Raw genomic sequence first — 10,615 nt, forward strand, 5'->3', positions numbered from 1 at the left:
GTCGGTGGGTGCGGGGCGGGGACGCCGGTGAGCGGCGGGCCGGACCCCCGCTGAGCTGGCCGTGCGGGTGGGCTCCGGTGAACGGCCGCAGCACGCTGCGGAAACGCGTTTTTGAGCTGGCCCGGGAATCCGCTAGAGTTCAACACGTCGCCGGGGAGCGAAGGAAAAAACCCCGGAAGCAACACCGGCGACCTGCGGACGTGGCTCAGTTGGTAGAGCATCACCTTGCCAAGGTGAGGGTCGCGAGTTCGAATCTCGTCGTCCGCTCGAAGTGGGGGATCTTCCCGAGAACCCCTGCGGCTCCGTGGTGGAGTGGCCGAGAGGCGAGGCAACGGCCTGCAAAGCCGTCTACACGGGTTCAAATCCCGTCTCCACCTCCAAGGACGATTAGCTCAGCGGGAGAGCGCTTCCCTGACACGGAAGAGGTCACTGGTTCAATCCCAGTATCGTCCACTCGATCCGCGAGGATCGTCCCGCGCGATTAGCTCAGCGGGAGAGCGCTTCCCTGACACGGAAGAGGTCACTGGTTCAATCCCAGTATCGCGCACGCAGCACGCCTGACCTGCGGTCTTCGGACGACGGTCACACAGGTCCGCAAGGATCGTCCCGCGCGATTAGCTCAGCGGGAGAGCGCTTCCCTGACACGGAAGAGGTCACTGGTTCAATCCCAGTATCGCGCACCACCCGGAAAGCCCCGGCCGATCAGATCGGCCGGGGCTTTCGGCCGTGTGCGCCCGCGGACGGACCGCGGTCCCCGGCCGCCCGTACGACGGGCCGGGACCGCAGTGGCGTCGGGGGCCGCGGGTCAGGAGGAGAACAGCATCCGGCCGAAGCCGCCGCGGTGGTGGTGTCCGTGGCCGTGCCCGTGGTGCTGCGGGGCTCCCCAGGCGGGCGCCTGGCCGGCCGGGTAGGCGGGCGGCGCGGGCGGCGGCGGGACCTGGCCGTACTGGGACTCCAGGCGGGTCAGGGCCTCCAGCTCGCCGTAGTCCAGGAATATGCCCCGGCACCCGCTGCACTGCTCGATCTGGACCCCGCTGCGGTTGTACGTGTGCATCATCGCGTGACACTTCGGGCACTGCATGATCGGCTCAACTCCTCGCCGTCGGACGTCGTCCCCGGAATGCTGCCCGGTGACGTGACGCTCACCCTACGACGGAAGGACGGACTCCAAGTCCGGCGGGAGTGTGGCGATTCGGGAACAACTGTCGGCCATCATGCGCTCCACCTCGTCCAGTCCGCGCCGCTCCGCGACGGACTTGGCGATGGCGAGGGCGGCGGTCTGGACCGTCAGCGCCCGGGCGGGGACGTCGAGTTCGGGCCAGGGGTCCGCGCCCCGGGGGCCGGCGGCGGGGCCGCCGGCGTCCTGGTAGGCGCCGAGGAACCGGGTCCACACGCCGGGGTCGAGGAGACCGGCGGCGTACCAGGCCGCGGGGCGGGCCAGGTCCCAGCCGGGGTGGCCGAGCCCGAGGTCGTCCACGTCGATGAGCAGCCAGGGGCCGTCTGGGCCGGGGTGCCGGACCAGCTGGCCCAGGTGCAGGTCGCCGTGGCAGACGGTGGCGGAGGGGGGCGCGGGGGTCTCGCCGCGGGCCCAGGCGGGGAGCCGGGCGGCGGCCGCGAGGACCGCGGCGGCGTCGGGATGCGGGCCCGCTCCGGCCATCCGGGACAGGGCGCGGGCCACCTTGGCGGGGCCGCGCATCGGGGGCAGCGGCTCGGGCAGGGCGGCGGCCGGGAGGGTGTGCAGCCGGGCCAGCAGCCGGGCCGCGTCCTCCCAGGGGGCGGCCTCGGGGGCCGCGGGGTCCACCGGGGTGCCGTGCGGCCAGGCGGACACGGCCCGGCCGCGCAGCACGGTGGTCAGGGCGGGCTGCCCGTCCCGGGCGAAGGCGGGCAGCGGGGGCAGCAGGATGCCGGTGAGGGCGGGGGCGGCGGCCAGCCGGACCCGTACGGCGAGGGCGGCCTGGTCGGTGCCGGGGGCGTGGGCCTTGACGACGACGCCGCCGGTGCGGACCACGGTGCCGTCGGGCCGGTCCGCGAGGAGGGTGTGCTGGCGGGGCACGCCGGGCCGGCCCCGCGGGACGTCCCCGCCGACGAGCGCGGCCAGCTCCGCCGCGAAGCGCGCGTTCACGGATGCCCCCAGTCGTACGGTCCCGGTCGCCGCTCGGATCGTACGTGTTCCCGCGCCCCGTACGCGCGTCCCGGCGCGGTGCCGCGGCCAACGCCCTCCGGGCGGAGGACGCCCGGGGGCCGGGACGTCACGAGGGTGCCGGCGGCGACGGCTCCCCAGCCGTCACCGCCGACACCCTCGTACAGCCGTCCGCCGCACCCCCGTCCCCACGGGGTTGATGGGCGATGTCCCGGTCCGGGCCGCTCTCCCGGACCCGGGGCGCCGCTCAGCGCCCCAGCAACGCGCCCACGGACGACGCCTGTGTCACCACCGATTCCCAGCCGCCGAAGACGACGACGAGGAGGGCGGCGAGGGGGAGGACCATGGCCGCGGCCACCAGCGGGTGGCGCGTCCCGGACGGCTTGCGTCCCTGCGTGCGGATGATCGCCATGTCCCGCTCCTCGGTCCTCTCTCCCTGGTCTGGCAGCGGCGGGTGTCTGACCTCGGGGGACGAGTGCTCCACCCGCCGCTTGTCCTCAACACTAGGAGCGCGGACGTCCCGAGTCCTCATGCCTCCGTACCCATTCCCGGGCCTCCGGGAGGATGACGGGGGTCCCCCGCGTGTACTCCCCTGGGTGGAGACCGTCCTCCCGGAGTCGGGGTCCTCCCGGAGGGGATCCCGGATTCCGGCCGGTTACACCCCGCGACCGCGTGACTTCGGTCACTTCCGTCGCGGTGGCGGGCACCCCGCCGCCCGGACCGCCGGCTCGCCCGGGCGGGCGCCGGTCCGCGCGCGCGGCGTCGCGCCGGTGCGCCCCGGAAGCGGCGGCCGGCACCACCGCGCGGCCCAATCCCCTTTGCCGCGGCGGATTTTGATCCACTCCCCCACGCGAACCGGTGTTCGAGCGAAGCGATCTGACCAACCCTCAAGTGTCCCTCGCCGTACTGACAATCGAATCCCGGGACGAGGGCGCGGCCTCTGAGCACACATGGCGGATCGTCCGTAAGCTGTGGCACGTCAACAGGACGACCGGGCAGCGGGGTGGACATGGCGATGATGCGGCTCCGGCGCGAGGACCCGCGTGTCGTCGGCTCGTTCAGGCTGCACCGGCGGCTCGGTGCCGGCGGCATGGGCGTGGTCTACCTCGGTTCCGACCGGCGCGGCCAGCGCGTCGCCCTGAAGGTGATCCGGCCGGATCTGGCCGAGGACCAGGAGTTCCGCTCCCGGTTCGCCCGCGAGGTGTCCGCCGCCCGCCGCATCCGGGGCGGCTGCACCGCCCGCCTGGTGGCCGCCGACCTGGAGGCCGAGCGCCCCTGGTTCGCCACCCAGTACGTACCCGGCCCCTCCCTGCACGACAAGGTCAACGAGGGCGGCCCGCTGTCCGCGGCGCAGATCGCGGCCATCGGCGCGGCGCTCTCCGAGGGCCTGGTGGCGGTGCACGAGGCCGGCGTGGTGCACCGCGACCTGAAGCCCTCGAACATCCTGCTCTCCCCCAAGGGCCCCCGGATCATCGACTTCGGCATCGCCTGGGCCACCGGCGCGAGCACCCTCACCCATGTGGGCACGGCGGTCGGCTCGCCCGGCTTCCTCGCCCCCGAGCAGGTGCGCGGGGCCGCCGTGACGCCGGCCACCGACGTGTTCTCGCTGGGGGCGACCCTCGCGTACGCGGCGACGGCCGACTCGCCCTTCGGGCACGGCAGCTCCGAGGTGATGCTGTACCGGGTCGTGCACGAGGAGCCGCAGCTGTACGGCGTACCGGACTCGCTCGCGCCGCTGGTACGGGCCTGCCTGGCGAAGGACCCCGAGGAGCGGCCGACCACCCTCCAGCTGTCCATGCGGCTCAAGGAGATCGCCGCCCGGGAGGCCCAGGGGCTGCCCGAGGCGCGTACGCCGGCCCCGCGGACGGAGCCGGAGCGGCCCAGCGGCCGGCTGGCGGAGCAGTACGCGCGCCAGCGCACCGAGCGCCGAACCGCGGGCACGCCCGCCCCGCGTCCCCAGGGCGGCGCCACCAGCGGCACCCGGAACCCCGCGCGCGGCGCGGAGCAGGCACGGCCGGGCGCCGGCCGCGACACCGGGCGGGACACCGGCCGCACGGGTCCCCGTACCGGCTCGCGGACCGGCGGCCGGCCGGCGCCGCGGAGCACCACGGGAGGACGGCGGCCCGCCGGACCCGACCGGCGGCTGCTGCGGCAGCGGCTGATCGTGTTCGTGGTGGTCACGCTGATCGTGGCGCTCGGCATCGCGGCGGCGCAGCACTTCTAGCCGTCCCGGTACGGGGGATCTCCCGCCGTATCCCTGCGTCGCCATGGCCCAAGGTCCTACAGTCCGTGGCATGTTGGACTTCCAGGTGCTCGGCGCGATCGCCGGTGTCGGGGGCGTCGCCCTCGGCGGACTGTTCCTGATCTACCGCAACTTCATCCAGAACCTGATCCGGCAGAAGCTGTTCCGGACGCTGCCGGCCTGGCAGGCCACCGTCCTGTTCGCGGCCGTGATCACCCTCACCTTCGCCATCGCGGTCCTCGGCCTCTTCGCCACGCTCGCGGAGGGCAGGGGGGCGACGAAGTTCATGGTCATGGTGGGCGTGCTGCTGCTCTTCCTGCTGGCGGCGCTGCTGGTGGTGGGCCGGTTCGTGGCCCCGCGCCCCGGGACCGCCGCCGGGGCCGACCCGGAGGAGCGGAGCCTGGCACGGGTGGCGCGGCTGCTCGGCCAGGGGGAGCCCGCGGCCGCCGAGCGGGCGCTGGAGGGCTCGGGCACGGACCGGGAGTCCGAGGAGTTCTGGTACTGGAAGGCACGGATCGCACTGGCCGGCGGCAACGCGGCGGCGGCCCTGGGGTACGTGGACGAGGCCCTGAAGCTGGAGCCGGGCAACCCGCACGCCACCGCCCTCAAGATCCGGGTCCTGCTGGTCGGCCACGACCCGGCGGACCTGGGCCGGGCGCAGGCGCTGGCCGCGTCCGCCGAAGGGCGGGACGCGGAGCTGGACGTGTGGCTGCGCCGGCTGCGGGCCGAGGGGATGTTCCGGGTCGGCGTCCGCACCAACACCGAGCTGGACGACCGCTTCCCGCTGCCGGTCCGGCAGGGCCGCCCGGCCGGGCGCTGACATCGATGGCGGAGGAAACGCGCATGACGGACGAGCTCTGGGAGGCCGGGCAGGGCGCCCCGACCGTGTTCTACGTACCGAGGACGGCGGGCGGGGACGACCTGGCGTCCTTCGCGGCGGCGGAGTCCGGGACCCGCTGGGCGGCACGGCGGCGCGGGCTGCGACTGGCCACGCGGACGGTCCGGGTACCGGAACTGGTGGACGTGTTACTCGACCGCCACCCGCAGGCCGGGGTGCTGGTCCGGCCGGTGCTGGAGGGCCGCACGCTGCGGGAGGACCTGCTCGGCGGGGGCCCCGAGCTGGTGGAGGGGCTGCTCGCGCTGGGTGCCTCGCTGCGGCTGTGCCGGGACGGCGCCGAGACGTCCTGGGCCGCCCGCGACGACTGGACGGGCGGCCGGGTGGTGATGCTGGTCGCCGACCCGTTCGGCGGTGGCGGAGAGCTGCCGGCCGCGGAGCGGACGAGGCGCGAGCGCGCCTGCGCCCGGTACGCGGTGTACCTGGGGGCGTCCGGGGTCGAGGTCGTCCACGACCGGGCGACGTACGGGGAGTTCGTCGCCCGGGAACTGGACCGCCACCCCCGGGATCCGGGCGTGACCGTGATCGTCCACGCCGATGCCTTCGGGGAGGGGGCGGCCGGTGCGGAGGGACGGCCGGCCCCCCGCCGCGGGAGCCCGCTCTGGCGGTGGCTGGAGCGGGGGGTGGTGGTCCACTCGACGGGTCGGGTGCGGGTTCCGGCGGAGCCGGGGCGCGGGGTGCGGGCCAAGGGGGACGAGGCGTCGGCCGGGGAGGCGGGCGAGTCCGGTCCGGTGCGGGAGGAGACGCGGGCGGGAACCGGGTACGCGGAGGGGAGGGCGATGCGGGCGGAGCGCGCGCGGCGGGAGGCGCTGGAGCTGGGCGCCGAGCGGCAGCGGGACCTGGAGGCGCGGGTGGAGCGACTGCTGGAGCAGACGGCTCTCCAGCACGACCGCGAAAGGGCGGAACTGGACCGTGCCGCCGCGCACCCGCCGGCGGCGGCCTCCCAGGAGGTCTCCTCGGAAGTCGCCGAGGAGACCTCACGGAGGCTGCGCGGATCTCCGGGGGCCGGTTCCCCGGACGAGGGGCCGACGTACTACAACCAGGCGTTCACCGGGCACGCCGAGGGGTCCGCGGGGCTGGTCGCGTACCGGGCCGGCGAGCGTGAGGACCTCGCCACGCGCTCCGCCCGCAGCATCTACCGCGACGCCGGCAACCGGGCGTCCGTGCCGCCCGCCCGGAGTGAGCCCGGCCGGGACCCGGAGTCGCCGCTCCCCCGCGACGGGCTGTTCATCCGTCGCAGCACCGCCTACGGCACGCGGGCCCAGTTGGGGGTGCCCGAGCTGATCGAGAACGGGGTGATGGTCGGGCAGGACCAGATCCGGTTCGACGACTTCGTCGCGCCCCGCGCCGGCCAGGTGCCCGGCCCGCCCCCCGGCGAGGCCGTCGCCCTGAGCCACGGGATCGCCGCCGTGCCCGCCGGGTCCGGGGCCCGCGCGGCCGGCACCCACTTCGTCGAGCTCGCCCTCAAGGCGGGGGCCGGCGCGGCCCAGGGGGCGTCCGGCGGCGAACCGCTCCCGGTCAACCTCGTCTTCGTGGTCGACGTCAGCGGCTCCATGGCGGGGGCCAAGCTCGACATGGTGAAGGCCGCCCTCCGGGAGGTGCACCGGCGGCTCCGCCCCGCCGACTCGCTGGGCATCGTCACCTTCGCCACCGAGGTGGCCACCCTCCTCCCCGGCACCCGCAAGGCGGATCTGCCGGCCGAGCGGTTCGCCGAGCTGGTGACCGGCATGACGGCCGGCGGCGGCACCGACATCAACCTCGGCGTGCAGTACGGGATCGCGGAGACCGGCCGCCGGGCGAGCCCCGCCCGTACGGTCAACCGGCTGTATCTGCTCTCGGACGGCGACCCGAACTCCGGCGAGCGGAACTGGACGGCCATCCGCCGGAACGTGGCCGCGCGGCTCCGCGGCGACCTGACCCTCTCCTGCTTCGGCTTCGGCGCGACCGCCCGGATGACGGAGCTGTCCGCGCTGGCGGGCACCGCCGGCGGGAGCGCGACCTTCGTCGCCCGCCCCGGGCAGGTCGCCGGCGGGCTGCTGGACGACCTGGAGCGGCGCGACCACCTCGCCGCCATCGACATCCAGCTCCGCATCGACCTCGGCCCCGGGGTCGTGCCGTGGCACCTCTACGGGCACGACCTGGTGACCGACCCGCGGGAGCGGGCCCGGGTGTTCGAGGACGCCGCCGTGGCCGCCCGGACCGCCCGCGAGGTGTACGGCACCGAGGTGCTGCCGGACCTGATCACCGACGAGAAGGGGATCCGGATCTTCGCGCCCGACCTGGCGTACGGCGAGACGTACTGGGTGGTGCTGGAGGTCCAGGTGCCCGAAGGGTGGCAGGCCGGGGACGGGCTCGGCACGGCGACCGTGCAGTACGCCGACACGCTCGCCCGGGAGAGCCGGAGCCGCGGGATCGCCCTGGGCGAGGGCGCGGCGCTGGCCGAGGAGACCGTGGTCGTGCACGCGGTGGGGCTGCGGACCAGCGAGGTCACGTACCGCGCGCTCGACGACCTGTACGCGAACGACCGGGTGGCCGCCGGGCGGCGGATCGACCGGCACATCCGGGTGCTGCGGGACGTGGCGGCGGCCGCCCCCGCGGAGGAGCTCTCGAACGACCGCGTGACCCTGGAGAAGTTCAAGGCGCTGGCGGAGGGCCTGGGCGAGGCCGTCGCCTACTCGGATTCCGGCCAGCCGCCCGCCGGCATCCGGGCGATGAACGCCTTCGCGCAGGTGAGGTCGGGCGCCGTGGCCTTCTGAGGTGCCGTCGCCTTCGGGTGGCGAAGTGGCGGGACGGCCCCCGGAGGGCGTCCCGCCGCCCCGTACCCGCTCAGCCCGTCGGGCGGCCCGTGGCCACCGCGTAGAAGGCCACGGCGGCCGCCGCGCCCACGTTGAGCGAGTCCACGCCGTGGGCCATCGGGATGCGGACCCACTCGTCGGCCGCGACCAGGGCCTGGGTGGACAGGCCGTCCCCCTCGGCGCCCAGCATCAGCGCCACCCGGTCCAGCGTGTGCGGGGCCGCCTCGTCGATGGCCGAGGCCTTCTCGTGCGGGGTGAGCGCGAGCAGCTTGAACCCGGCCTCCCGCACCGTCTCCAGGCCCTTGGGCCAGGACTCCAGGCGGGCGTACGGCACCGAGAAGACCGCGCCCATCGAGACCTTGACGGACCGCCGGTAGAGCGGGTCCGCGCAGTCCGGGGAGAGCAGCACCGCGTCCATGCCGAGGGCGGCCGCGCTGCGGAAGATCGCGCCGATGTTGGTGTGGTCGTTGACCGACTCCATGATCACCACCCGGCGGGCGGTGGCCAGCAGTTCGTCGGCGGTGGGCAGCGGCTTGCGCTGCATGGACGCCAGCGCCCCCCGGTGCACGTGGTAGCCGGTGACCCGCTCGGCGAGCTCGGGGCTGACCGCGTAGACCGGGGCCGGGAGCTCGTCGATGACGTCGCGCATGACGTCCACCCACTTGGCCGAGAGCAGCATCGACCGCATCTCGTACCCGGCGCTCTTGGCCCGTCTGATGACCTTCTCGCCCTCGGCGATGAACAGGCCCTCGGCGGGCTCCCGCTTGCGCCGCAGTTCGACGTCGGTCAGGCCCGTGTAGTCGCGCAGGCGCGGGTCGTCGGGGTCTTCGACGGTGATGAGATCAGCCACAGGGTGATACTGCCTTGTCCTGGGTGTGGTGCCAACGGCCGGGTACGAGATCTGTTACCCGCGGTTACTCGGTCGGGCGCGGTCAGTCGGTGGCCGGCTCGCCCGCGATCGGCGGGATGCCCACGTTGACCACGTCGCCGATCACGATGACGGCGGGCGGCCGGACCTCCCGGGCGACCACGGTCTCGCCGACCGTGGCGAGCGTGGCGTCGACCCGGCGCTGGGCGGCCGTGGTGCCCTCCTGGACGACGGCGACCGGGGTCTCCGGCGACTTCCCGTGGGCGACCAGGGTCGCGGCGATCGCGCCGATCTTGTCGACGCCCATCAGGATCACGAGGGTGCCGGTGAGGCGGGCCAGGGAGGCCCAGTCGACCAGCGAGCGCGGGTCCTCGGGCGCCACGTGGCCGCTGACCACGGTGAACTCGTGGGCCACGCCCCGGTGCGTGACGGGGATGCCGGCCGCGGACGGCACGGAGATGGAGCTGGAGATGCCGGGCACCACCGTGCAGGGGATGCCGGCCTCGGCCAGCGCCTGCGCCTCCTCCATGCCGCGGCCGAAGACGTACGGGTCCCCGCCCTTGAGCCGGACCACGGCCTTGCCGGCCTTGGCGTGCTCGACGAGGGCGTTGTTGATGGCCTCCTGGGCCATGAAGCGCCCGTACGGGATCTTCGCGGCGTCGATCACCTGGACGTGCGGCGGCAGCTCGTCCAGCAGGTCGCGGGGGCCGAGGCGGTCGGCGATGACGACGTCGGCCTCGGCGAGCAGCCGGCGGCCGCGCACGGTGATGAGGTCCGGGTCGCCGGGGCCGCCGCCGACCAGCGCCACGCCGGGGTTCCTGGCCGGGCCGCGGTGGGCGGGGGCGGCCAGCGAGCCGTTGCGCAGGCCCTCGACGATGGCGTCCCGGACCGCGGCCGACCGGCGGGGGTCGTTGCCGGTGAGCACCGCGACGGTGACGCCGTCGGTGCGGCCGGTGGCGGGGGTCCAGGCGGTGGCCGCCTCGGCGTCGTCGCTGCGGACGCACCAGACCCGCTCGCGCTCGGCCTCGGCGGAGGCGCGGTCGTTGGCCTCGCGGTCGCGGGTCGCGATCAGCGCGTACCAGGCACCGGCCAGGTCGCCCTCCTCGTACCGGCGGCGCTCCCAGCGGATCTCGCCCGTCTCCGCCATGACGTCCACGGAGGGCGTGGCGGACGGGGAGATCAGCACGACGTCCGCGCCGGCCGCGACCAGCGCGGGCAGCCGGCGCTGGGCGACCTGGCCGCCGCCGATCACGACGACGCGGCGGCCGGTGAGGCGCAGCCCAACGGGGTAGGCGGGGGTTTCGGCCATGACGGTGCGCTCCTGAGTGGCGGTGGGGCCTGTTTCGCCGCTGCTGCGCTGGAGCGGCGTGTCGGTGACGTGCGGGTTTGCCGGTCGGTGGTGCGGGGTCCACGATACGGCGCGGGTCCCCTGCGGGGTGCGGGGCGGGTCCCTTGCCGGGGCCTGCCGGGGGCGGTGGGGTGCCGGTCCCGTGCCGGGTGCGGGTCCCGTGCCGGGTGCCGGTCCGATGCCGGGTGCGGGTCCCGTGCCGGGTGCGGGTCGTTGCCCTGCGGGGCGAGTCCCCTACCCGCCCTTCCTCCGTTCCCCTGGCTGCGCCCGGACCCCTTGCGGGGGCTCCGCCCCCGCACCCTCCCCCAGCTACCGCTGGGGGGACCC

General features: G+C 75.2%; 8 protein-coding genes and 5 tRNA genes. 8 read left to right on the top strand and 5 right to left on the bottom strand.

From position 1 onward, the window contains the following. Positions 1 to 194 precede the first annotated feature (194 nt). The 5 genes from ACIQUR_RS20100 (at position 195) to ACIQUR_RS20120 (ending at position 683) form a co-directional block, all read left to right on the top strand. Positions 195 to 267, top strand: a tRNA-Gly gene (locus ACIQUR_RS20100). 39 nt (positions 268 to 306) lie between these two features. Then, positions 307 to 380: transfer RNA gene (locus ACIQUR_RS20105), tRNA-Cys, on the top strand. A 1-nt stretch (position 381) separates the two neighbouring features. After that, positions 382 to 453 (top strand) — tRNA-Val (locus tag ACIQUR_RS20110). 22 nt (positions 454 to 475) lie between these two features. After that, a tRNA-Val gene (locus ACIQUR_RS20115) sits at positions 476 to 547 on the top strand. Positions 548 to 608: 61 nt separating this feature from the next. Beyond that, positions 609 to 683, top strand: a tRNA-Val gene (locus ACIQUR_RS20120). Positions 684 to 805: 122 nt separating this feature from the next. Here the strand turns inward: ACIQUR_RS20120 and ACIQUR_RS20125 are convergent. From ACIQUR_RS20125 to ACIQUR_RS20135, 3 genes are all read right to left on the bottom strand, one after another. Beyond that, entirely contained in the window at positions 806 to 1,081 is a 276-nt protein-coding gene (locus ACIQUR_RS20125; RefSeq protein WP_399947611.1) for a zf-TFIIB domain-containing protein, read from the bottom strand. Positions 1,082 to 1,147: 66 nt separating this feature from the next. Beyond that, positions 1,148 to 2,122, bottom strand: coding sequence for a phosphotransferase family protein (locus ACIQUR_RS20130; RefSeq protein ID WP_403665871.1), 975 nt, complete (start codon positions 2,120 to 2,122; stop codon positions 1,148 to 1,150). A gap of 265 nt (positions 2,123 to 2,387) precedes the next feature. Further along, positions 2,388 to 2,552 (bottom strand): hypothetical protein, encoded by a 165-nt coding sequence (locus tag ACIQUR_RS20135; protein WP_399947615.1) that lies wholly within the window; start codon positions 2,550 to 2,552, stop codon positions 2,388 to 2,390. Between the two features lie 591 nt (positions 2,553 to 3,143). Here ACIQUR_RS20135 and ACIQUR_RS20140 point away from each other — a divergent pair. From ACIQUR_RS20140 to ACIQUR_RS20150, 3 genes are all read left to right on the top strand, one after another. Beyond that, on the top strand, positions 3,144 to 4,364 hold the full coding sequence (locus ACIQUR_RS20140; RefSeq protein ID WP_403665873.1) for a protein kinase: 1,221 nt from the start codon (positions 3,144 to 3,146) through the stop codon (positions 4,362 to 4,364). Positions 4,365 to 4,434: 70 nt separating this feature from the next. After that, a complete protein-coding gene (locus ACIQUR_RS20145; protein WP_403665875.1) occupies positions 4,435 to 5,202 on the top strand; it encodes a hypothetical protein in 768 nt (255 codons plus the stop codon). A gap of 23 nt (positions 5,203 to 5,225) precedes the next feature. After that, positions 5,226 to 8,033, top strand: coding sequence for a VWA domain-containing protein (locus ACIQUR_RS20150; protein WP_403665877.1), 2,808 nt, complete (start codon positions 5,226 to 5,228; stop codon positions 8,031 to 8,033). Positions 8,034 to 8,103: 70 nt separating this feature from the next. Here the strand turns inward: ACIQUR_RS20150 and ACIQUR_RS20155 are convergent, their stop codons facing one another. Beyond that, positions 8,104 to 8,922 carry a TrmH family RNA methyltransferase gene (locus ACIQUR_RS20155; protein ID WP_403665879.1) on the bottom strand — a complete coding sequence of 273 codons (819 nt, stop codon included), beginning with the start codon at positions 8,920 to 8,922 and terminating at the stop codon, positions 8,104 to 8,106. A gap of 82 nt (positions 8,923 to 9,004) precedes the next feature. Next, positions 9,005 to 10,249, bottom strand: coding sequence for a uroporphyrinogen-III C-methyltransferase (gene cobA / locus ACIQUR_RS20160; RefSeq protein WP_403665881.1), 1,245 nt, complete (start codon positions 10,247 to 10,249; stop codon positions 9,005 to 9,007). Between the last annotated feature and the right edge of the window lie 366 nt (positions 10,250 to 10,615).

The sequence above is a fragment of the Streptomyces sp. NPDC101132 genome (assembly GCF_044759225.1).
GTDB lineage: Bacteria > Actinomycetota > Actinomycetes > Streptomycetales > Streptomycetaceae > Streptomyces.